The sequence below is a fragment of the Pseudomonas fluorescens genome (assembly GCF_902497785.1).
GTDB lineage: Bacteria > Pseudomonadota > Gammaproteobacteria > Pseudomonadales > Pseudomonadaceae > Aquipseudomonas > Aquipseudomonas fluorescens_BO.
On record NZ_CABVHK010000010.1, the window covers coordinates 244496 to 267162 of the forward strand.

The window sequence follows — 22667 nt, forward strand, 5'->3', positions numbered from 1 at the left end:
CAAGGCTAAGCTGAACGCTGCTTGCCACTGCCACCTGCTAACAAGAAGTGAAGCTGAATCATGGGTAGAGTTGTTGCTGCTGCGGTTTACAGCGCTGGTAAAAAAGTCACCAATATTACCCTCGACGAAGGCGCGGCCTGGGCTGCCAAGCCTGGCCATTTTGTCTGGATCGGTCTCGAAGAGCCGGATGCCCAAGAGTTGGCCAACCTGCAACGCCAGTTCAACCTGCACGAACTGGCCATCGAAGATGCCCTGGAAAAACACAGTCGGCCCAAGCTTGAAACCTTCGGCGACGCGCTGTTTATCGTCACGTATTCGCCGATCCGTCACGAAGGCAAACTTGAGTTCATCGAGACGCATATCTTTGCCGGTAACGGCTACATCATTACCGCGCGCAATGGGCATTCGGCGTCCTACGCCCACGTCCGACAACGATGTGAGGCACGTCCGCTGCTGTTGGAACACGGGGAAGATTTCGTACTCTATGCCCTCCTCGACTTCGTCATCGAAAACTACCAGCCGGTGGGTGAAGCCATTCATGCCGAAATCGACGATCTGGAGCGCAACGTGTTGTGCAGCTCGTTGAATGAGCACGACATCCAGAAACTCCACAGCCTGCGCAGGGACGTTGTGCGTTTGCGTCGTTACGCGGCGCCCATGGTGGAGATCAGCGAGGAGCTGCAGAAGCTCAACTTTCCTTTCATCGACAAAAACATGCGCCCGTATTTCCGCGATGTGCAGATCCACGTGACACGGCAAATGGAAGACCTGTCGACCTTGGCGGATATCGCCAGCCAGACCATTGAAATCGGGGTATTGCTGGAAGCGTCACGGCAGAGCGTGGTGCAGCGCAAGTTTGCGGCGTGGGCGGCGATTCTGGCGTTCCCGACGGCGGTGGCCGGGATTTACGGGATGAATTTCCAGAACATGCCCGAGCTGACGTGGCATTACGGGTATTTTGCGGTGTTGGGGTTTATTGCGGTGGGGTGTGTGAGTTTGTGGGTCAGTTTCAAGAGATCGGGGTGGCTTTGACAAGCCTATGTGGAGAGGGAGCTTGTTCCCTCTCCACAGGTGATGTGCCCGCCCTTAAACCGAATGGGTATCCGGTTTGTGCGCCACAAACCGCATCATCCACTCCGCAACCGTGGTGCCGTGGTGTTCCTGCTCAAGGCTCGCCATACCTTTGGAATAAATCTGCTCGCCCAGCGCTTCCTGGCGAATATCCAGCAACGCCCGCGAGTAATCGTGAATGAACTCCGGATGTCCCTGGAAGCACAGAACCTGATCGTTGATGTGGTACGCGGCGAACGGGCAGAATTCGCTGGAGGCGATCACCGTGGCGTTTTCCGGTAGCGAGGTGACCTGGTCCTGGTGACTGATCAACAACGTCAGCTCTTCGCGCAGCGGGCTCATCCACGGGGCCTTGGCCGCGAGTTTGTAATTGTGCGTGCCAACGCCCCAGCCCTGGGTCGCGCGTTCGCTTTTGCCGCCCAACAGCAACGCCAGCAATTGATGTCCGAAGCACACGCCCAGCAGTTTGTCGCCACGCTCGTAGCGCGTCAGCAGGTAGGCCCTGAGGGTCTCGATCCACGGATCGGTGCCGAAGGAATCGGCTTTACTGCCGGTGACCAGATAGGCGTCAAAGGTCAGATCATCGCTCGGGTACTCGCCCTGCATCACGTTGAAGACGGTGAACTCGGCCTCGATGGGTTGCTGCGAAAACAGACGCTGGAACATCTGCCCGTAACCCTGATATTGATCGACCAGTTCCGGACGCAGGATGTCGGTTTCCAGAATGCAGATGCGTAACGACATAAAAAATACCTGACACATGATGGGAATAATGCACACCTCAGAGCCTGCCTCGAAACACGGTGACAGGCAAGCCCCTGAGTGCGTCATCGGTCCCTTAAAACGCCTCCCCTTTCGCCGCTTTTTCCAGCAGCAGCGCGGGTGGCGCAAAGCGTTCGCCGTATTGCTCGGCCAGGTACTGGGCGCGGGCGACGAAGTCTTTCACGCCGTACTGGTTGATAAACTGCAGCGCGCCGCCGGTCCACGCCGCGAAACCGATGCCGAAGATCGAGCCGACATTGGCGTCCGCCGTCGAGGTCAGCACGCCTTCCTCGACGCAACGTACCGTCTCAATGGCTTGCACGAACAGCAGCCGATCACGCACGTCCTTCGGCGAAATCTGCCCGTCGGGTTTTTCGAAACGGCTTTTCAGCTCTGGCCATAAATGCTTCTGACCAGCGGCCGGGTACTCGTAGAAACCACCGCCAGCGGCCTTGCCCGGACGTTTGTATTCGAGCAGCAAGTCAATCACGGCGAACGCCGGGTGCTCGATCAGCGGTTTGCCTTCGGCTTGCAGGTCTTTGGCTGTTTGCTGGCGGATATGGCTCATGAGGCTGAGGGACACTTCGTCGGAGATCGCCAGAGGCCCGATCGGCATGCCAGCCTTGCGCGCCTCGGTCTCGATCATCGGCGCACTCACGCCTTCGCCGAGCATGGCGATGCCTTCGTTGGTAAAGGTGCCGAACACCCGCGAGGTAAAGAAGCCGCGGCTGTCGTTGACGACAATCGGCGTTTTCTTGATTTGCAGGACGAAATCGAACCCGCGAGCCAGAGTTTCTTCGCTGGTATTGACACCCTTGATGATTTCCACCAGCGGCATTTTTTCGACCGGGCTGAAGAAATGCAGGCCGATGAATTTGCTCTGATCCGGCACGGCAGTGGCGAGCCCGCTGATGGGCAAGGTTGAGGTGTTGGAGGCGATCACCGCGTCTGGACCAACGACACGTTGCGCGGCCGAAGAGACCTTGGCTTTCAGCTCACGGTCCTCGAAAACGGCTTCAATGATCAGGTCGCAGCCGGCCAGATCAGCGTCATGTTCAGTGGTTTTAATCAGCGCCAGCACCGCTTCCCTTTGCTCGGCGCTCAACTGGCCCCGGGCGACTTTCTTGTCCAGCAACGCCGCCGAGTGCGCCTTGCCCTTCTCCGCTGCCGCAAGGTTGATGTCCTTGAGCACCACTTCAATACCGGCCGAGGCGCTGACGAAGGCGATACCGGCGCCCATCATGCCCGCGCCCAGAACACCCACGCGACGCGTCACGTAAGGCGCAAACCCTTGGGGCCGCGAGCCGCCGGCATTGATCTCGTTGAGTTGAAACCAGAAAGTGCCAATGAGGTTTTTCGAGATCTGGCCGGTGGTCAATTCGGTGAAGTAACGGGTCTCGATCAAGTGCGCCGTATCGAAATCCACTTGGGCGCCCTCGACCGCGGCGCAGAGAATTTTCTCTGGCGCAGGCAGGCAGCCCTGGGTTTTGGTGCGCAGGATCGACGGTGCAATGGCCAGCATCTGCGCAACTTTCGGATTCGACGGCGTGCCACCGGGAATTTGATAACCCTTCACGTCCCAGCGCTGCACCGCCACGGGATTCGCCTGGATCCAGGCGCGCGCCTTGCTCAGCAGTTCATCGTGATCCATCGCCAGCTCATCGATCAAACCCGCCTGCAACGCTTGCTGCGGGCGAACTTTCTTGCCTTCAAGCAGGTACGGCAGGGCTTTTTCCAGACCGAGCATGCGCACCATCCGCACTACCCCGCCGCCGCCCGGTAGCAGGCCGAGCGTCACTTCTGGCAGACCCAGCTGCACCGATGGACTGTCCAGCGCCACGCGGTGATGGCACGCCAGACAAATCTCCCAGCCCCCGCCCAGCGCGGCGCCATTGATCGCGGCGACCACCGGCTTGCCGAGGGTTTCCAGGGTGCGCAACTGGCTCTTCAGCGTCAGCACCATGTCATAGAAGGCTTTGGCCTCCGGCTTGCCCACCTTGATCAGCTCGTTGAGGTCGCCGCCGGCGAAGAAAGTGTTCTTGGCCGAGGTGATGATGACGCCCGCAATGCTGTCTTTCTCGGCAACCAGTCGAGCGACGCACGCGGCCATGGCCTCGCGGTAAACCGCGTTCATGGTGTTGGCGCTCTGGCCCGGCATGTCGATGGTCAGGACGACGATCTGGTCCTGGCCCTTTTCGTAGCGAATGGCATTAGTCATGGAGCATTTCCTTGAAATCGGGGCTCAGAGGCGTTCGATGATGGTGGCGATGCCCATGCCGCCGCCGACACACAGTGTCGCGAGGCCGTAGCGCAGGCGCCGGGTTTCCAGTTCATCGAGCAATGTGCCGAGGATCGCGCAACCGGTGGCGCCGAGCGGGTGGCCCATGGCGATGGAGCCGCCGTTGACGTTGACCTTGTCCGGGTCGATGGCCATGTCCTTGATGAATTTCAGGACCACCGAAGCAAACGCCTCGTTGACTTCGAACAGGTCGATGTCTTCGACCCGCAGCCCGGCCTTGGCCAGCGCTTTGCGAGTCGCCGGCGCCGGGCCGGTAAGCATGATGGTCGGGTCGGTGCTGGTGACCGCTGTGGCCACGATCCGCGCCCGTGGCTGCAAGCCCAGTGCGCGGCCCTTGGCTTCAGCGCCGATCAACATCAACGCTGCGCCGTCAACGATCCCGGAACTGTTGCCCGGCGTGTGCACATGGTTGATCCGTTCGACGTGGCTGTAGACCCGCAACGCCGTTGCATCGAAGCCCATCTGTCCCATCATCTCGAAGCTGGCTTTCAGCTTGCCCAGGCCTTCGAGGGTGGATTCGGCGCGGATGAACTCATCGTGATCGAGCAGCACGATGCCGTTCTGGTCCTGCACCGGCACCAGCGATTTGCTGAACGAACCGTCGGCTCGGGCCCGCGCGGCTTTCTGCTGGGAGTGCAGTGCGTAGGCATCGACGTCCTGACGGCTGAAACCTTCAAGGGTGGCGATCAGGTCGGCACCGACGCCTTGCGGGGTGAAATGGCTGTGCAGGTTGGTTTCCGGGTCCAACGCCCAAGCGCCACCGTCGCTGCCCATCGGCACGCGGGACATCGATTCGACACCGCCGACCACCACCAGTTCTTCGAAGCCGGAACGCACTTTCATCGCCCCGAGGTTGACCGCCTCCAGCCCCGATGCGCAAAAACGGTTGATCTGTACGCCCGCCACGCTGACGTCCCAATCGGCCACCTGAGTCGCGGTCTTGGCGATGTCGGACCCTTGATCGCCCACTGGCGTCACGCAACCCAACACCACGTCATCAACCTGACTGGTGTCCAGGGCAGTGCGCTGCTGCAACGCCCTGAGCAACCCGGCCACCAGGTTCACCGGTTTGACACTGTGCAGAGCGCCGTCGGCCTTGCCCTTGCCGCGGGGCGTGCGTAACGCATCGAAAATAAAAGCTTGGGTCATGACGTCCTCGAACCTGATGGTGAGTAGCCTCAAAAGATCGCAGCCTGCGCCAGCTCCTACACACGACGCGTCGCAGGTTGCGATCTTTGATCTTGAATAGGTACGCTCACCTTAAGCCGAGCCGCCGCCGATTCAATGACCGCAATGCTCACGAGCGTTGACGGACACGCTCAGACGGACGGTAGTGCGCAAGGCGATTAACCGTTTCAGGACACCGAGCTGTCTAGCAAACGGGCGCCAAAGAAGCTGGCAATAGGCCTCATGCCTTTTTTAAAGCAATTTCCAAGCCTTCCATATGAAATGGATCTAAGCCACGGGTGACGCGGGCCCTAAGGTGAAGATGTACGAAGTTGTCGTCGGGTTTTGCCGAGGCACTCGTCTTACAGGAAGTGCAACGCTCTGCCGTCATGGAGATATGCAGGCAGGCATCAGGAAATAACAAAAAAGGCGGTCAAGCCATGTTCAAACATTCGAAAGTACGTCAAGCCGGGCTCATTCTTTTCGCCACTACGCTGTTGCTGATTTTGCCGAACCTGACCAAGGTGATCGGCTAGTCGGATTCACATGAATACGGCGTCAAAGCTTCAAATCGCGGCATCAAAAATGTGACTGGCTCGCTACCCGGGCCGGCGTGGGTGTGCGACCCTTTGCGGCACTTCCACGACATGGATGGCATCTGTTGAAAACGCTCATTTTTCTCGGGGGCTTGCTGCTCAGCACCTCTGCGTTTACCGCACAGCTGAACCTCGAGCTGGGCGCGAACAGCCGCACCTGGCAGACCGATGAACTGCTAACGCATCCTCAGACCCAGACCCTCACGATCACCAACGACGTTTCCTACAAACGGGACATGAGCTATCGCGCCGTGCCCCTGGCCGCGCTGTTGACCGGCATCAAGCCTGACGATCACTTGCAAGCCGTCGCGCTGGATGGTTTCGCCGCTGAACTGGCGGCCGCGCCGTTGCTCAATGCCAAGGGCGCACGAGCGTGGTTGGCCATTGAGGATCCGGCCAAACCGTGGCCGGCACTGTCGGCGGGCAAGCCGAGTGCGGGACCGTTCTATCTGGTCTGGACTGACCCGCAGGCGGGCAACATCAGCCCTGAACAATGGCCTTTTCAAGTGGCAAGCATCAAGCGCCTGGCACCCGTCGCCGAGCGCTTCCCTGCTCTGTTGCCTGATCCAGCGTTGAAGGCCGACGACCCGATAAAACAAGGGTTCGCGTTGTTTCAGAAGAACTGCCTGGCGTGTCATCGACTCAATGGCGCCGGCGATGCGCAGTTCGGGCCGGATTTGAATGTTCCGTTTAATCCCACCGAATATTTTGCGGCGGATTTCCTCAAGCGCTACATCCGTGATCCACAGAGTTTGCGGCAGTGGCCGCAGGCAAAGATGCCGGGGTTCTCGGCACAGGTGTTGCCGGATGGGGATCTGGATAGGTTGGTGGGGTATTTGAAGCACATGGCGGGACGCAAACAGATTACGCCCGAGTAGCCGATAGACCCGTGGCGAGGGGATTTATCCCCGTTGTGCCGCGCAGCGGCACTGAATCAGGCGCTACGGTGTATCAGAGGGCTGAGTGCAGGCAGGTTTCAGGGCCGCTGCGCAGCCCAACGGGGATAAATCCCCTCGCCACAACAGCACTTCCTCCCCAATAAACGATGGCTACTGCTGCTGGACGGAGATAACCGGCATCGGTGTCGGCGACACGAACACCTTCGCATGCATCTGCTCACAGCCACCGCCCCGACGCATGCCGCGCACCGGGCAGGCGTCCAGGTAATCCAGCCCCACCGCCAGTTTCAAATGACGCTCCGGTCGGGCCAGTTGGTTGGTCACGTCAAAGCTGTACCACGCGTCATCCAGCCAGGCTTCCGCCCACGCGTGACTGGCCAAGTGTTCGCAGTTCTCGCTGTACAAATACCCCGACACATAACGCGACGGAATGCCCAGGCTGCGGGCGCAGGCGAGAAAGGCGTGGGTGTGATCCTGACAAACCCCCGAACGCCCGGCGAAAGCATGGGCGGCGCTGGTGTCCACTTCGGTGGAGCCCGGCGTGTAGGTCATGTGCGAGTTCAGGCCGTGCATCAAGTCGATCAATGCCGAGCGGTCGCGGCGTTGTTTGCATTCCTTTGCGGCAAAGGCGCGCAAGGCTTCGTCGGCCTCGGTCAGACGGGTAAAACGCAGGAACGGCAGCGCCGACTGGCTCTCGTGCTCCGCTTCGCGCAGTTCGTCGATGTCGACCTGACCACGGGCACCGATGATGATCGCCTCGTGCGGCTCGTCCATGGTCAGCACATGCAGGATGTTGCCGAACGGATCGAGCTGCGCGCGCACCGGGCGCGGCAGGTCGAGTTGCCAGCTCAGCACGTGTTGGCGCTCGCTGTCGTGAGGGGTGAGCCGCAAATACTGGATGCTCGCCCGCACCTGATCTTCGTAGTGATAGGTGGTCTCGTGGCTTATGGAAAGTCTCATGCAGCCTCCAGGTAGGAACTGTGTATGGCGTTACCCAACTGGCGCACCAGCGGAATGAACTCGGTGAGCCAGGCGTGCAGGCCTTCGTCGAGAATTTCGGTGATGCCGGTGTAGCGCAGGCGCGCGTCCATCTCCGCCGCCAGCCGCTGCGCCGGACGACCATTGGCCCCCGGGAGCTGGGCGAGGATCTGGTCGATTTCCTCAGTGCACGCGCGCAGGGAGCGCGGCACATCGGCACGCAACAGCAGCAGTTCTGCCACATGCCGGGCGCCCGGAGCGTCGCGATAGATTTCGGTGTAAGCCTCGAATGACGACAGCGCCCGCAGCAACGCACTCCACTGGTAATAGGCGTGAGCCGTGCCGTCACTGACTGCTTCGGCCTGATCGCCGGCCATTTCGTAGCGGGCGTCGAGCAAACGCAGCGTGTTGTCCGCCCTTTCGATAAACGTGCCGAGGCGGATGAAGCGGAACGCATCGTTACGCATGATCGTGCCGTAGGACGCGCCGCGAAACAGGTGGGACCGTTCCTTGATCCACTCGCAGAAACGGCTCATGCCGTAGCGACTCAGGCCCTGCTCGGCGATCCCGCGAATTTCCAGCCAGGTGGCGTTGATGTTTTCCCACATGTCCGCAGTGATTCGACCACGCACGGCATGGGCGCTGGCCCGGGCCGAACCAAGGCAGCTGTAGATGCTGGCCGGGTTGGCCGCGTCCAGGGCGAAAAAGTGCAGCAGCCGTTCGGCGTGCAGTTCGCCGTGGCGTTCCAGGTAATCGTCCAGCGTGCCGGTAATCAGCAGCGGCATGGCCAGTTCGTGCAGACCGTCACCGCGACCATCCTGTGGCATCAGCGACAGCGAATAACTGATGTCGAGCATCCGTGCGAGGTTTTCCGCCCGCTCCAGGTAACGCGACATCCAATACAAATCCGAGGCAGTTCTACTTAACATGGCAAGCTTCCTTCAATCCTCGACCACCCAGGTGTCCTTGGTTCCGCCGCCCTGGGAGGAATTCACCACCAGGGAGCCTTCACGCAGCGCCACACGCGTCAAACCGCCGGGCACAACCCGTGTTTCGCGGCCAGACAATACAAACGGGCGCAGGTCGATGTGGCGTGGCGCGATGCCGTTTTCGACAAAGGTCGGACAGGTCGACAGCGACAACGTCGGTTGCGCGATGTACGCGTGGGGCTTGGCTTTGATGCGCGCGCGGAACGACTCGATTTCCGCCGCCGTCGCCGCCGGCCCCACCAGCATTCCGTAACCGCCGGAGCCCTGGGTTTCCTTGACCACCAACTCTGGAAGATTCGCCAGCACGTGGGAAAGCTCGGAGGGATTACGGCACTGAAACGTCGGAACGTTCTTCAGGATCGGCTCCTCATCCAGGTAAAAACGGATCATGTCGGTGACAAACGGATACACCGATTTGTCGTCCGCCACCCCGGTGCCGATGGCATTTGCCAGCACCACGTTGCCCGAGCGGTACGACGACAGCAGACCCGGCACGCCCAGCATCGAATCCGGATTGAACGCCAGCGGATCGAGGAACGCATCGTCGAGACGCCGGTAGATCACATCGACGGCTTTTGGCCCGTCGGTGGTGCGCATGAACACCTTGTCGTCACGCACGAACAGGTCCGCGCCTTCCACCAGCTCAACGCCCATCTCCCGGGCCAGAAACGCATGCTCGAAAAACGCACTGTTGAAGCGACCCGGCGTCAGCACCACAACGCTTGGATTGTCGATCGGACTGGAGCTTTTGAGGGTATCGAGCAGCAGGTTCGGATAGTGGTCGATGGGGGCAATGCGCTGCGCCGAAAACAGCTCGGGGAACAGCCGCATCATCATCTTGCGGTCTTCGAGCATGTAGCTCACGCCGCTGGGTGTACGAAGGTTGTCTTCAAGCACGTAGTACGTGCCGTCGCCGTCGCGCACCAGATCGACGCCGGAGATGTGGGAATAGATGTCCCGGTGCAGATCCAGGCCTTGCATTGCCAACTGATACTGCTCGTTGGCCAGCACTTGCTCGGCCGGGATAATGCCGGCCTTGATGATGCGTTGCTCGTGATACAGGTCGGCGAGGAACATGTTCAACGCCTTGACCCGCTGGATGCAGCCGCGTTCGACGATCCGCCATTCGCTGGCGGGAATGCTGCGCGGAATAGTGTCGAAGGGGATCAGGCGCTCTGTGCCCTGCTCGTCCCCGTAGAGCGTGAAAGTAATGCCGGCGCGATGAAACAGCAGATCGGCCTCGCGTCGCCGTTGTGCCAGAAGCTCGTCAGGCGTTTCGGCCAGCCAACGGGCAAACTCCCGATAATGCGGGCGGACCTGGCCGCCGGCATCGTACATCTCATCAAAATAGGTGCGGATCATGCCGTACTCCTTGTCACCCGGACCTACAGGCCTTCGCAAGGCCCGTGCCATCGGCATAAACGCTTAAATTTCAATCAGTTGGATAATTGAATTGCACGCACCGCACCATTCCTGTGCGGCAAATGCCCCCACCTGATCGCCCCCGCTTCATTGCGAAGCAATGCAGTTGCCTATCACCAGCATAGCCAGAGTTGATTTCACTGCTCGGGCGTCGATGCGGATAATCCGTGCATTCGCTGGAAATGCTCACTCAACTTCCCTTTTAGCCGCCTGTTCAGGCGGTTTTTTTTGTCTTTTTGAAATGTTACGAATTGAAAACAAGATCAACAGATCGCAGCCTTCGGCAGCTCCTACACAGGAACGCGTGCCCCTGTAGGAGCTGCCGCAGGCTGCGATCTTTTGCTACCAATAGCAAAAACTAAAACGGCCAACCCGAAGGTCAGCCGTTAGTGGATGTTGTCGCTGTTCATAGTGTTATGCGAGTAGCCCTCGTACCTCCTGCTTGACGCCCCATCCTTCGATGATGCCGCCCAATGGCTCGACCACTGCCTCGAAGTCCTGCTCAAAGTCGCCGATGCCGTCGTAGGTGGCGGACATCACTTTACTCAGTTCCAGGGCCCAGGCCCCGTCGTCGCGCACGCTGATTTGTGCGTTCATGGACTCACCGCAGTAATGCCCTGCCGCCCTGCGTGCCCGCTCCTCGTCCGGGAAAATGGCGTAGAACTCGATCGGATGGAATCGTGAAAAGTCGAAACCGCCTTCTTTCATGCGGCGCAGCACCGAGCTGCTGATGTCTTCTTGATAGGCTGTGCTCATGAATCGTCCTCCTGAACTGATGGATAGACTTTCCGTACTCCCGATGCCCGCAACCGAATGGTGCGCGCGATGCGGCAAGCGTTTTGCCGATGGGAAACAAGCATGTAGCTGACAAGACCAGACCTTAGCGATCCATTCGCTGATCTCGCTTGCAGAGTAGCCTCAAGTGAGACGCGCTGCCAAGGCCTGGTTATTTCAAGAGGATGACACGAGGTTTCAGACGGGAGTAATGCCGAGGATTTGTATGCTGTTCTGGGTCTTGAGACTTTTGACGCTTGCATCAGCTGTGCGCCCTTCCAGATCGTTCAGATCCAGTTCGGCGGCGACAGGGAAAAGACGCTCCTTGAGCAGTCTGGCGGCGTGCTCGTTATCCGGGCACTCGTCACACTCAAAGATTTCGTCGACTGTTTCGCCGTGATCATCCACGAAAGTGATCTTCCACTTTTGCATCAGTGCCTCCTCGAACAAACCCGCAAATGGGCTTACAACTATCTGGACTTTTGCCCGGACTGATCGTTCAAATGGATTACGGCCCGCTGACGCATTCCCTTGTAGGAGCGAGCTCGCTCGCGATGGGCGTGAACGATAACGCGCGCTGTCTGGAAACAGGCGACGCCCTCAAGTTCATCGCGAGCAAGCTCGCTCCTACAGGGGTAGTGTGAGGTCGTTAGTCGTTGCTGGGTTTGTTGATCGCCTGCAACACGTACTGCGGCAATGCAAACGCGCCGATATGAATTTCCGGGTTGTAATAGCGGGTGATGATGCCGCTGCCGGCGAAGCGCTGTTGCAGGCATTCGCGGGACAGTTTGCGATAGGCGGTGTTGGTCGCGCCCCAGGCGAAGGTCATGGAGCCGCCGATGTAGGTCGGCACGGCCGCCTGGTAAAAGTGCCAGTCCGGGAACAGGCTGCGCAGGCGTCCGGCGGTGGTTTTGACTTCTTCGATCTGCATGAACGGCGTGCCGTTCTGCGTCACCAGAATGCCGCCTTCGTTCAGGCAACGACGGCAGGCCTGGTAGAAGTTTTCCGAGAACAGCACCTCGCCCGGCCCGATCGGGTCGGTGGAGTCGGAAATGATCACGTCGAATTTTTCGGTGGTGGTCGCGACGAAGCGCATGCCGTCGTCGATCACCAGGTTCAGGCGTGGATCATCGAACGCGCCCTTGGAGTGGTTCGGCAGGTATTCCTTGCACATGTCCACCACGGTGCCGTCGATCTCGACCATGGTGATGTGCTCGACACTGCGGTGCTTGGCCACTTCTCGCAGCATGCCGCCATCGCCGCCGCCGATGATCAGCACGCGCTTGGCGCTGCCATGCGCCAGGATCGGCACGTGGGTGAGCATTTCGTGGTAGATGAATTCGTCGGCTTCGGTGGTCTGGATCACACCGTCCAGCGCCATGACGCGGCCCATGCGCGGGTTTTCGAAAATCACCAGGTGCTGGTGTTCGGTGCGCACTTCGTGCAGCAGTTTTTCCATGCGAAAACGCTGGCCGTAGCCTTCGTAGAGGGTTTCCAGGTACTCGCTGGTAGGGGTGGTGCTCATGGGAAGTGCTCCGATGAATGCGGGTGGCAACGGACGGTTACCCGCCCATGAAGGCCAATCGATCCGCTCGATTGCCCGGGAAAGGCGCGCATTCTACGTCGCGGAAGATGACAGGTCGAACGTCAGTTGCCAGGCCAACACAATTGCTGTGGGAGCTGGCTTGCCTGCGATGGGATCGCTACGGTCCGTCTGACAGACCGCAGCGCCAAAATCGCAGGCAAGCCAGCTCCCACAGGTTTGGTGGTGTTGCTGGGATACGGATCAGATCCGCACGTTGCCCCGTGGTCCGGCGATGGCCCAGATGATCAGGCCCAGCACCGGCAGCAGCAGGATCAGCAGGACCCAGACGATTTTCATCCCGGTGCTGGCGCCACTTTTCAGCACGTTGATGATTGCCCAGATGTCCAGGGCAAGAATGATCAGGCCGATCAGGCCGTTGAACGTGGAACCCATGGTGTCGCTCCCTAAAAGTGGTGTGCATGCTTAGGATAGTCGGCCATTGCGAGGGTTCCGTTTTATTCCATCAAACGTGGATAGCGATTTTCAAGGCTTCCAGTGAAGGTGCCGCGGCGATACCAACCTCGGCGCACAACTCGAGCACGCGCGGTACGTCGTTGCCGTAGACCAGCACCACTTGCAGTTCGTCGTCGAGCAACTGGCTGAAGTTCACCAGCGTGTAACCGCCGTTTTCCTTGCTCATGCTGCCCATCTGCACTTGAATGCGATTGAGCGCGGTCAGGGCTTCGGTCTTGGCCAACTGCTTGGGTTTGATATTGAAATTCACACCCGGGCCGAACGACGAGACGATTTGGGCGAACAGGTCCACGTAGGTGTCGGCCTGGAACAGCACGGTTTCCGGCAGGCTGCCGACCACCACCCACTCGCCCAATGGAATCGGGAAGGTGTCGTCGTAGTTGATGTCCGGATTGGCCGTCAGAAAAGCCACGGGATCGGCGTAGGCCTGGGCCGCTTCGTCAGCGACCTTGAGGATTTCGTCTTCGCTCATGCACCCGGAGCTGATTTTGCTGATGAGTTCGACGAGTGCGGCTTTCATGAGGGCGGAATCCTGTAGCGAGGGAATTTTGAAGGCGCGAAGGATAGCGCACGGGAACGTTGATGCACATCAAGAACCGGCGCCACGAGTAGCGGCACAATGCTGGCACCTTGCCAATGCTGTTTCCGCTATCAGAGAAAACCTCCATGGGTGCCTGGATTAGCAACATTTCGCTGAAATACAAATTCTGGGCGGTGAACGCCGTCGCCTTCATCACTACCCTGTTGTTGGTGTTGTACGCCGTGCAGCTCGAACAACAGGCGCGCAGTCACGCGTCCCAAGCGTCCGCGCAAGCGCAGGCGCGCTTGCTCAAGGGCTGGCCTGCCGGGCAAGCGCTGCCCAAGGCCGATAACCTGCTCACGTTCAGTCGGGGCCAGGCACCGTTGCTGCACGAAATACCCGTGCCGGAACTGGCCGACGCCAGCGGCTGGGTCGAGATCAACGCGATGCCGCTGTTCGGCGACAATCCGTTGATGGGTGCCGAAGTGTTCACGCACACCGATGGCCAACAAGTGGCGCTGATCGCCCATGGTCCGAGCCTGACTCAAGTGTTCGGCGAACGCTTCGCCAACTACGCAGTGGCGGTGTTCATCCTGATGCTGGCGATGCTGGGCGCGTCGCAATTGTTGATCCGCTTTCTGCTGAGCCAGCTCAATACCTTGAAAGACGTGATGCTGCACGTCGAGAAGACCGGGGACCTGGCAGCTCGCGTGCCGCTGGCCTGCACCGATGAAGTCGGGCAAATGGCCGGCGCGTTCAATGCCATGCAGGCTGGATATCAGCGGGTGGTCCACACCGTCGCCAGCACCGCCCGACAACTGGATGTCGGCGCCGCGCGGCTGGCATCGAGCATGAACGAGGTGCGCCACGGCATGCTCGGCCAGCAAAGTGAGACCGATCAGGCCGCCACGGCGATCAACGAAATGACCGCCACCGTTCATCACATCGCCCAGCATGCCGGCGCCACCCGCGATCTCTCGCAAACCGCCGACACCTTGGCCGGTAGCGGTCAGGAAGTGGTCAGCCGGGTGCAGAAGTCGATTGCCGGTCTGTCGTCTGGCGTGCAGCAAACGGCCGAGATGATTCAGCGTCTGGCCGAGGACAGTCAGAAGATCAATGGCGTGGTCAATGTGATTCACAGCATTGCCGAGCAAACCAACCTGCTGGCGTTGAACGCCGCGATTGAAGCGGCGCGCGCCGGGGAGATGGGGCGCGGTTTTGCGGTGGTGGCCGATGAAGTGCGCAACCTGGCCAAGCGGGTGCAGGCGTCGACCGATGAAATCACGCTGATGGTCTCGGCGTTGCAGGCCGGTACCCGGGACGCGGTGGATTTCATGCAGGAGAGCTCGTTCAAGGCCGACGATTGTGTGCAACAGGCCCAGGAGGCCGGCGCCGCGTTGCTGGAAATTACCAGCGCAGTGGCGCAGATGCGCGAAAGCAATACGCAGATTGCGGTGGCGGCCGAGCAGCAGAGCCATGTGGCGGAGGAGATGAACCGGGCGGTGGTGAGCATTCGCGATGTGACCGAGAACACCGTGCAGCAGACCGTGGATTCGGCGACGACCAGCGATGCGCTGGCGGCGTTGGCTGGGGAGTTGAGCAAGGCTATCGGCCAGCTCAAGCTGTGATGGCCCCTTCGCGAGCAGGCTCGCTCCCACAGGTTTTCATGTCGTTCACAATAATTGGGTACGACGCAAAACCCCTGTGGGAGCGAGCCAGCTCGCGAAGGCGTCAGCCTCGGCAGCATCAATTCCTAACATGGCCACCTATCATTCCGATAGCCAACCTCGATTCGCCGCCCGCTGATGCCGCGCCTATTCTTCAATCATGTGTTCAACACGGATCGAGGATCAGCATCATGGGCAAACGTCACCCCCACCTTCCCGCCTGGCAATGGCGCGTGTGCCCGGCCAATCATCAGCACCCGGCCCATCTGGTGATGCAACTGATTGCCGTACCGCTGTTTATCGTGGCGTTTCTGCTGCTGGCGTGCGGGGTATTCAGCCTGAGCTTCGCCAACGTCGCGATTGGCGTCATCGGCCTGCTCGCAGCATTGGGCCTGCAACGTCATGGTCATGACTGATCAGGCAAATACCGTGACGGTCTGCCGGCTGATGGCAATCAACTGACCGTCTGCGCTCCACAGCTTCGCCGCCGCGTGACCGTAGCCGTCAGCGGCATGTTCGATTTCAACGTAGTATTTGCACCAGTCCCTGGTGCTCAGTTCAAGCAATGGCTGGACGAATTCGATGGTCCAGGTCAGCGTGCTGCCCATCGCGACTTTCTTCAAATGCGGCAACAGCGCCGGTGGCCACGCATCCACCAGTGCCAGAATATGCGACTCAGTGACCGCCTCTTCCTTCACATCCCCCCGCAAGCGAACCCAACCGCCCATGTCGCGGGATTTGTTGCCGGTGAACGGCAGGCCGCCGACGCTCCAGCGCATCGCCATGTGACGCATGAATTCCGGGGTCACGCCTTTGATGTACGGCAGTTCCTCGCAGTCGTCCCAGTGTTTCATTTCCGGTGCCGGAGTGGCCGTCACCGCGACTTCGGACGGTCGCGAGGCACCGAAGCTGCCCTGGATCAACGTCACCACCTGACCGTTCTGCACTGCCCGGCCCAGCACCTGGCTGACGGCCTTGCCTTCGCGCAGCACATCGACTTCGAAACTGACCGGCACTTCGGGCTCGACCGGCCCGACGAAGGTGATCGCCAGTGAACGCACCGGACGCTCCGCCGGCACCCGGGCGCGCATGGCTTCGTATTGCAGCGCCGCCACCAGACCACCAAAACTGGCACGCCCCTGCGCCCATTCAGCCGGGATAGACAGCTCAAGCGGCTGGCTGCGGACGGCGTCGAGCAGATCGGAAAAACGCATGAAAACCTCAGGGGCAGGAAATAGATGGAGGGATCTTAACCAGCCTTCGACCGTGGCACAGCGATTGTTCCGGCCAAATAGGCGGACAGAAAGGCCGTAGTTTCAACAGCAATCAATGTGAGAACGAGCCTGCTGTGGTGAGGGGATTTATCCCCGTCCGATTGCGAAGCAATCGTAAACCAGGCAGCGCATTCTGATTCAATACTGCAGTAGTTGGGTTTAGGGGCGCTTCGCACCCAACGGGGATAAATCCCCTCACCACAGCAAGCAAGCTCCCACAGGGATGTTGCAGTTTCAGGATTTGAAGCAGGCAGCACTGAGTTTGTCGAGCACCCGGTCGGCGCGGGCTTCGGCCTTGGCCATGGTGGTTTTCCACACCGCCACACAAGGTTGCAGATCGGCTTCCTGTTCGGCACGGGCCAGCCATTGCCAGCAATCGTGCCAATCACCCAGCGCGGCCTGGGCAGATTTCAGCCTGGGCAAGGCCTGCTTCGGTAAACGATCCAGTTCAGGATAGGCTTCGATGCCATAGCGCACGCGCTTGATCAGCAGACGCAGTCGATGCCGGTCATGGGCCGGATCGTGCAACGCCTGATCGAGTTTCTTCCATTGTTTAGCCAGGCGTTTTTCGATGGTTTTGCGCAGCCCCTTGAGCAACCCCTGACGCTGCGATGCCCGTAGAAAACGCGGAAAAGCGTCGAAAAACATCAGCAATTGCGCCAGCTCAGGACTGGCCGCAACGGCCGGGTAGGCCTCGGCCATCTGCGCCATGCGACGTTGCGCCGCCTCGGGTTGGTCGTGCTGGAGCAAATACGCCGCCAGCACTTCGCGGTCACGCAACGGCGTGGTCAAGTCGCCGACCCGTGACGCCGCCGCCTCCAGCTGCTCGACTCCGGGCAAACCGCGCAACGGCCGCAGCAGACTGCGCAAACGGCGGACCGTGGTGCGCAGATCGTGCAAGGCTTCCGGGTCGGTGCGGGCATGCAAACGGGCCTGGCAGGCCAGTAAACGGATTTCCATGCCCAGCACGTGAGCTATCAACCGATCAACCAAGGCAGACATCGCTTTCTCCCTGAATCGAATTTCTGAGGCTTACATCATGCCTTAACGGCCGGCGCGGGATTCACGAATGTAGAAGCGCGCCTTTTCAGCCTTGTTGGCGCAACCCTCGTAGGCTTCAAACTGCTGCTGGGTCTTCGCGCCGGTCAGCAGTGAAAGGGCCTTGGAATAGCTGACAGTCCCGGCTAAACCCTCGGCCTTGGCCAAGTCCAGCTCATGCCACGCGGCATCAATCTGGCTACCGCAGCTCTCGCGGTAAGCGGTTTTACCGGCACAACCGGCGAGTGCCAGGGCAATCAAAGGCACACAGATCCAGGCTTTCATCACTTACACCTCAAAGATAGGTCAACAGTCGTGCAGGTAAGACGGTCCGGCGCGTGAAAAGTGCCTTGGTCCCGTCTCGGAAACTGCAGTGCTTGCGAGAATACCCAACTGCCGCCATGGAGTATCGAAAAAACGACGCCATCCTTCATCAAGCGACCTTGGCGATTGAAGCGCGCCCCTTGATGGGTGCATTGTTCAACCTGGTCAAATGAGGGCGATTCATGAAAAAGCGTGTCGCACTGGTACTCGGTTCCGGTGGAGCCCGGGGCTATGCCCATATCGGTGTCATTGAGGAAATCGAAAGACGTGGCTACGACATTGCCTGCATCGCAGGCTGTTCGATGGGCGCGGTGGTTGGCGGGATCTATGCCGCTGGCAAACTCAAGGATTATCGCGACTGGATCGAGAGCCTGGATTACCTCGACGTGTTGCGTCTGGTGGACGTCAGTTTTCGGCTGGGCGCGATTCGCGGGGAAAAGGTGTTCGGGCAGATCCGCAAGATCGTCGGCGAGATCAACATTGAAGACCTGCGCATCCCCTACACGGCGGTGGCGACCGACCTGACCAACCAGCAGGAAATCTGGTTTCAGGAAGGTTGCCTGCATCAGGCCATGCGCGCTTCGGCGGCGATCCCCAGCCTGTTCACCCCGGTGATGCAGGGCAACCGGATGCTGGTAGACGGCGGCATTCTCAACCCGTTGCCGATCGTGCCGGTGGTGTCGAGTCATTGCGACCTGATCATCGCCGTCAACCTCAACTCGACTAACCAGCGTCACTATAAGTTGCCGGTGATCCAGCGCCCTCCAGCGTTCAAATCGCGCTTCGACCGGCTGATCAACTCGATGGGCTCGAAGCTGCCCTTCCGCCGCAAGCAAGCGGAACAACTGCTGTTACTGGAGAAGGAAGCATTGATGGCGGAAGCGGCGGAGGTCAACCCGTGGATCGAGTCCGCCGAACCCGAAGCCCAGCAACCGGCGGCGGCCCCAGAGCGCGAAGGCGCGCCGAAATCTGCCACTGGCTCGTTCATCATCGACAACGTTGGGCCGGCTTCTTTGCTGGACTTGATCAACCAGAGTTTCGAGGTGATGCAGACCTCGTTGGCGCAGTACAAGATTGCCGGCTATCCGCCGGATATCCTGATCAACGTACCGAAGCGGGTGTGCCGGTTTTTCGAGTTTTACAAAGCGCCGGAGTTGATCGCACTGGGACGGGAAATTGCCCGGGATACGCTGGATCGGTATGAGAAGGAGCGGGACCGGGATGCCTGAGTCTTTCCGTTGAGGCAAAGGGCCTCATCGCGGGCAAGCCCGCTCCCACAGGGATCAGTGGTGTAGCAAACAACACATGTCCCTGTGGGAGCGGGCTTGCCCGCGATGAGGCCGGATCAATCACCGCAAAAGCTACAGACCACCCTCACTCAGCAACCGATACCCAACCCCCGCCTCGGTCACGATAAACCTTGGCCGGGTCGGATCATCCGCCAGTTTCTGGCGCAAATGTCCGACCACAATGCGCAAGTAGTGACTGTCTTCGGTATGGGTCGGTCCCCAGATATCCTTGAGCAATTGCTGCTGCGTGATCACCCGCCCCGGATGCCGCGCCAGTTGCGCGAGCACCGCGTATTCCTTGCGGGTCAACGCCACTTCGACACCGTCCAGCAACACCCGTCGATACGCCAGGTCCACGGTCAACGGGCCAAACAACAACGCCGCTTGCTGCGCCTCCCCTGCCGGGGCCTGGCGCAACAACGCACGCACCCGCGCCAGAAACTCCTGGATGCCGAACGGCTTGGTCACGTAATCATTCGCGCCACCGTCCAGCGCTTCGACTTTCTGCCCTTCACTGGCGCGCACCGACAGCACCAGCACGGGCACCGTCGACCATTCGCGAAATTCGCGCAGCACTTGCTGGCCGTCCATGTCCGGCAGGCCGAGGTCGAGCACCAGCAGGTCCGGCTTGCTCAGCGCGGCTTGCGCCAGGCCTTCAGTGCCGGTGCCCGCTTCCAGCACTTTATAGCCCTGGGAAGCGAGGCTGATGCGCAGGAATTTGCGGATCTGCGGTTCGTCGTCGATGACCAGAATGGTCGCGGTCTGGCTCATGGTTGGCGGTCGCGGCAGGGAGAGATCGAGAGGGTATCAGGCTTCACACTGAATGCTCACTTTCAACGTCGGGTTGTTCCTGCAAAGGCAAGTGAAGGGTGATGCAAGTGCCGCGCCCTTCGATGCCATCGGCAACGCTGATCCGCCCACCATGAGCGCCGACCATGCCCTGACAAATTGCCAGCCCCAGCCCCGTGCCCTGCCCCCCCCGATCACCGCGCGCAGCGGTGTAGAACATGTCGAAAATCTTCGCCCGCTCATCCTCGGGAATCCCGGGCCCTTCATCGCTGACTGAAAAGAACAGCTCGTTTTCAGCAACCCCGGCACGCAATTGCAGCCGGCCCTGAGCGGGTGAAAAACGCGCGGCGTTTTCCAGCACATTGATCAGCGCCTGTTCGATCAGCGCGGCGTGGACGTACAGCAGCGGCAACTGCGACGGCACATCGGTGCTGACCTGCAACGGCGCCAGCACTGCGCGCAAGCGATTGAGCGAACTGCCGACAATGTCAGCCGGCGACACCCAGTCCCGCGCCAGCTTCAGCGCACCGTGACCGAGGCGGGTCATGTCCAGCAGGTTTTGAATATAGCGGTCGAGGCGTTCAGCTTCATCGCGAGTACCTTCGAGCAGTTCCCGGCGATCCTCCAGCGGGATCGCCTCGCCGAGCGCCAACAAGCTGTCGATGCTGCCGCGCATGGACGTCAGCGGCGTACGCAAGTCGTGGGACACCGAGGCCAGCAAGGCACTGCGCAGCTGCTCGGTTTCGCCGTGCAGTCGGGCGGCTTCGAGGTCCTCGGCCAGCTGCGCCCGGGCCAAGGCCTGAGCCAGCGGCTGACTCAATGCGGTCAGCAAACGCCGACGCTGGCCGCTCAAGGTCTGGCCCGCTTTCGCGCACACCCCGAGTAACGCCAATGGCCCGTCCTCCACCGACAGCGGCCACCACCACCAGCGCCCCATTGGCAGCGTGCCGGTGCCCGCCCCCGCCGGTTGATCGTGTTGCCAGGCCCAATCGGCGGCGGCGCGTTCGGCTTCGGTGAATTCCAGCGGGCCACCGGTTTCGATTTTCCAGCCCGCCGGTCCGTCGCGATTAAGCAGGCACAGCTGCAAATCGCTCCAGCCGTTGAGGTGCTGAGCGGCGGCGCTGACCACGGCCTGCCGGTCCGTGGCAGCGGTGAGTTTGCGCGACAGGTCGAGCAGTTCAGTGGTCTCTTCCTGAGTGTCGCGCAGCGCCTGCAATTGTCGCCGCTGACGCGCCGCGAGGTTGCCGGTGAGCGCGGCCATCAGCAGGAAAAACAGCAAGGTCAACACGTCTTCTTCGCGCTGAATGCTGAAGGAGAAATTCGGCGGAATGAACAGAAAGTCATAGGTCAGAAACGACAGCGCCGCACAGGCCAGCGCCGGGCCGAGACTGCTGCGCACCGCCACCAGCAACACGGCAGCGAGGAACACCAGCGAGATGTTCGGCAGCGGTAAAACACTCGCCACTGCCCAGGCCAGGGCACTGGCCAAAAGTGTCGCCATCAGCGCCAGCGCATAGTCGAACCACACCAGCGAATGAGTCGCGCGCTGGCGCGGTTGATGCTGTTCGTGATCGCTGTCGAGGACGTTGATTTCCAGGCCGCGCGCATCGCGCAGCAGGCGTGATGCAAGACCTCCGCCGAACACTCTGCGGCGCAGACGCTGGCGCGACTGACCGACCAGCACCAGACTGGCGCGGCGTTCGGCGGCGTGCTGGATCAGGGTTTTCGCGACTTCGCCGGCGCGCAACAACACCACTTCGCCACCGAGGCGTTCCGCCAGTTGCTGAGCACTTTGCAGACGCAAACGCGACTGCTCGTCGCGCACGCTGCCGTTGTCGACGTGCACCAGACTCCACGGCAAATGCCGACGCTGAGCGACGCGGCTGGCATGACGCACCAGCCGCTCGGCCTGGGCGTCGCCATCGACGCCGACCAGCAGCCGACCACGCACCGCCGGCGCGGCCTGCCCGAGCTGGCGATAACCCTGGGCCAGATCGTTATCGACCTGGGCCGCAGCGGTTTGCATCGCCAGTTCACGCAGGGCGGTGAGGTTGGTCTGGGTGAAGAATGCATCGATCGCCGCCCTGGCCTGCTCCGGCACATAGACTTTGCCGTCGCGCAGACGCTCGAGCAGTTCGCGCGGTGGCAGGTCGATCAGCAGCAATTCGTAGGCTTCTTGCAGCACCCAGTCCGGCAGGGTTTCGCGGACCTGCACGCCGGTGATCCCGCGCACCTGATCGTTGAGACTTTCGAGGTGCTGGACGTTGACCGTGGTGAACACGTCGATGCCGGCGGCGAGCAATTCCTGGATGTCTTGCCAGCGTTTGGCGTGACGGCTGCCGGGGGCGTTGCTGTGCGCCAGTTCATCCACCAGCACCAGTTTCGGCTTGGCTTTGATCAGGCCGTCGAGGTCCATTTCTTCGAGCATCACGCCACGGTATTCCGAGCGTACCAACGGTTGCTGCGGCAAGCCGCCGAGCAGTGCTTCGGTCTCGGCGCGGCCATGGGTCTCGACCACACCGGCGATGACTTTTACGCCTTGGCGCAACTGGGTATGGGCGGCCTGCAGCATGGCGTAGGTCTTGCCGACACCGGGCGCGGCGCCAAGGAAAACCTTGAGCCGGCCACGGCCGTCGCGGGGCAGGTCAGCTAACAGCGCGTCGGCGCGGCCGGAGTTGCTCATGGGTCAATGCCTTGTTCGACGTTGGATGGGGTTTTGCTTTAAAAGATCGCAGCCTTCGGCAGCTCCT

20 protein-coding genes and 1 pseudogene are annotated in these 22667 nt (G+C 60.5%); 5 read left to right on the forward strand and 16 right to left on the reverse strand.

Annotation, left to right across the window (positions count from 1 at the left end):
- Positions 1 to 60 precede the first annotated feature (60 nt).
- Positions 61 to 1032, forward strand: coding sequence for a magnesium and cobalt transport protein CorA (locus tag F8N62_RS17090; RefSeq protein WP_150711760.1), 972 nt, complete (start codon positions 61 to 63; stop codon positions 1030 to 1032).
- A 54-nt stretch (positions 1033 to 1086) separates the two neighbouring features.
- On the opposite strand, the gene F8N62_RS17095 is transcribed toward F8N62_RS17090, so the two are convergent.
- The 3 genes from F8N62_RS17095 to F8N62_RS17105 form a co-directional block, all read right to left on the reverse strand.
- Positions 1087 to 1815 (reverse strand): amidotransferase, encoded by a 729-nt coding sequence (locus tag F8N62_RS17095; RefSeq protein ID WP_150711761.1) that lies wholly within the window; start codon positions 1813 to 1815, stop codon positions 1087 to 1089.
- A 94-nt stretch (positions 1816 to 1909) separates the two neighbouring features.
- Complete coding sequence (locus F8N62_RS17100; RefSeq protein WP_150711762.1) at positions 1910 to 4051, reverse strand: 3-hydroxyacyl-CoA dehydrogenase NAD-binding domain-containing protein; 2142 nt, start codon at positions 4049 to 4051, stop codon at positions 1910 to 1912.
- 24 nt (positions 4052 to 4075) lie between these two features.
- The gene (locus F8N62_RS17105) at positions 4076 to 5281 is read right to left on the reverse strand and encodes an acetyl-CoA C-acetyltransferase (RefSeq protein ID WP_150711763.1); all 1206 of its coding nucleotides are present in this window, start codon (positions 5279 to 5281) and stop codon (positions 4076 to 4078) included.
- A 679-nt stretch (positions 5282 to 5960) separates the two neighbouring features.
- On the opposite strand from F8N62_RS17105, the gene F8N62_RS17110 reads away from it, so the two are divergent.
- Complete coding sequence (locus tag F8N62_RS17110; RefSeq protein ID WP_150711764.1) at positions 5961 to 6773, forward strand: c-type cytochrome; 813 nt, start codon at positions 5961 to 5963, stop codon at positions 6771 to 6773.
- A gap of 171 nt (positions 6774 to 6944) precedes the next feature.
- On the opposite strand, the gene F8N62_RS17115 is transcribed toward F8N62_RS17110, so the two are convergent.
- From F8N62_RS17115 to F8N62_RS17155, 8 genes are all read right to left on the reverse strand, one after another.
- Positions 6945 to 7754, reverse strand: a complete 810-nt coding sequence (locus tag F8N62_RS17115) for a transglutaminase family protein (RefSeq protein WP_150711765.1) — start codon at positions 7752 to 7754, stop codon at positions 6945 to 6947.
- Positions 7751 to 8701, reverse strand: a complete 951-nt coding sequence (locus F8N62_RS17120) for an alpha-E domain-containing protein (protein WP_150711766.1) — start codon at positions 8699 to 8701, stop codon at positions 7751 to 7753. The genes F8N62_RS17115 and F8N62_RS17120 overlap by 4 nt, the downstream gene beginning before the upstream one ends.
- Before the next feature lie 12 nt (positions 8702 to 8713).
- Positions 8714 to 10123, reverse strand: a complete 1410-nt coding sequence (locus F8N62_RS17125; RefSeq protein ID WP_150711767.1) for a circularly permuted type 2 ATP-grasp protein — start codon at positions 10121 to 10123, stop codon at positions 8714 to 8716.
- A gap of 474 nt (positions 10124 to 10597) precedes the next feature.
- The gene (locus F8N62_RS17130) at positions 10598 to 10939 is read right to left on the reverse strand and encodes a ribonuclease E inhibitor RraB (RefSeq protein WP_150711768.1); all 342 of its coding nucleotides are present in this window, start codon (positions 10937 to 10939) and stop codon (positions 10598 to 10600) included.
- Between the two features lie 216 nt (positions 10940 to 11155).
- On the reverse strand, positions 11156 to 11389 hold the full coding sequence (locus tag F8N62_RS17135) for a hypothetical protein (RefSeq protein ID WP_150711769.1): 234 nt from the start codon (positions 11387 to 11389) through the stop codon (positions 11156 to 11158).
- A gap of 217 nt (positions 11390 to 11606) precedes the next feature.
- Positions 11607 to 12482: a polyamine aminopropyltransferase gene (speE, locus tag F8N62_RS17145; protein WP_150711771.1), complete on the reverse strand. Its 876-nt coding sequence runs from the start codon at positions 12480 to 12482 to the stop codon at positions 11607 to 11609.
- 261 nt (positions 12483 to 12743) lie between these two features.
- Entirely contained in the window at positions 12744 to 12935 is a 192-nt protein-coding gene (locus F8N62_RS17150; RefSeq protein ID WP_028622263.1) for a PLDc N-terminal domain-containing protein, read from the reverse strand.
- 70 nt (positions 12936 to 13005) lie between these two features.
- The gene (locus F8N62_RS17155; protein WP_150711772.1) at positions 13006 to 13536 is read right to left on the reverse strand and encodes a hypothetical protein; all 531 of its coding nucleotides are present in this window, start codon (positions 13534 to 13536) and stop codon (positions 13006 to 13008) included.
- A 146-nt stretch (positions 13537 to 13682) separates the two neighbouring features.
- On the opposite strand from F8N62_RS17155, the gene F8N62_RS17160 reads away from it, so the two are divergent.
- Positions 13683 to 15164, forward strand: a complete 1482-nt coding sequence (locus F8N62_RS17160) for a methyl-accepting chemotaxis protein (RefSeq protein WP_150711773.1) — start codon at positions 13683 to 13685, stop codon at positions 15162 to 15164.
- 230 nt (positions 15165 to 15394) lie between these two features.
- Positions 15395 to 15613, forward strand: a pseudogene (locus tag F8N62_RS17165) (terminase); the annotation flags it as partial.
- Positions 15614 to 15619: 6 nt separating this feature from the next.
- Here F8N62_RS17165 and F8N62_RS17170 read toward each other — a convergent pair.
- From F8N62_RS17170 to F8N62_RS17180, 3 genes are all read right to left on the reverse strand, one after another.
- Entirely contained in the window at positions 15620 to 16417 is a 798-nt protein-coding gene (locus F8N62_RS17170) for an acyl-CoA thioesterase (protein ID WP_150711774.1), read from the reverse strand.
- 294 nt (positions 16418 to 16711) lie between these two features.
- Positions 16712 to 17479 (reverse strand): CHAD domain-containing protein, encoded by a 768-nt coding sequence (locus F8N62_RS17175; RefSeq protein ID WP_150711775.1) that lies wholly within the window; start codon positions 17477 to 17479, stop codon positions 16712 to 16714.
- 42 nt (positions 17480 to 17521) lie between these two features.
- Positions 17522 to 17800: a hypothetical protein gene (locus F8N62_RS17180; RefSeq protein ID WP_150711776.1), complete on the reverse strand. Its 279-nt coding sequence runs from the start codon at positions 17798 to 17800 to the stop codon at positions 17522 to 17524.
- Between the two features lie 221 nt (positions 17801 to 18021).
- On the opposite strand from F8N62_RS17180, the gene F8N62_RS17185 reads away from it, so the two are divergent.
- Positions 18022 to 19068, forward strand: a complete 1047-nt coding sequence (locus tag F8N62_RS17185) for a patatin-like phospholipase family protein (RefSeq protein WP_150711777.1) — start codon at positions 18022 to 18024, stop codon at positions 19066 to 19068.
- Between the two features lie 132 nt (positions 19069 to 19200).
- On the opposite strand, the gene F8N62_RS17190 is transcribed toward F8N62_RS17185, so the two are convergent.
- Together F8N62_RS17190 and F8N62_RS17195 are read right to left on the reverse strand one after the other, a co-directional pair.
- Entirely contained in the window at positions 19201 to 19899 is a 699-nt protein-coding gene (locus tag F8N62_RS17190) for a response regulator (protein WP_150711778.1), read from the reverse strand.
- A 43-nt stretch (positions 19900 to 19942) separates the two neighbouring features.
- Complete coding sequence (locus tag F8N62_RS17195; protein WP_150711779.1) at positions 19943 to 22600, reverse strand: sensor histidine kinase; 2658 nt, start codon at positions 22598 to 22600, stop codon at positions 19943 to 19945.
- Positions 22601 to 22667 lie beyond the last annotated feature (67 nt).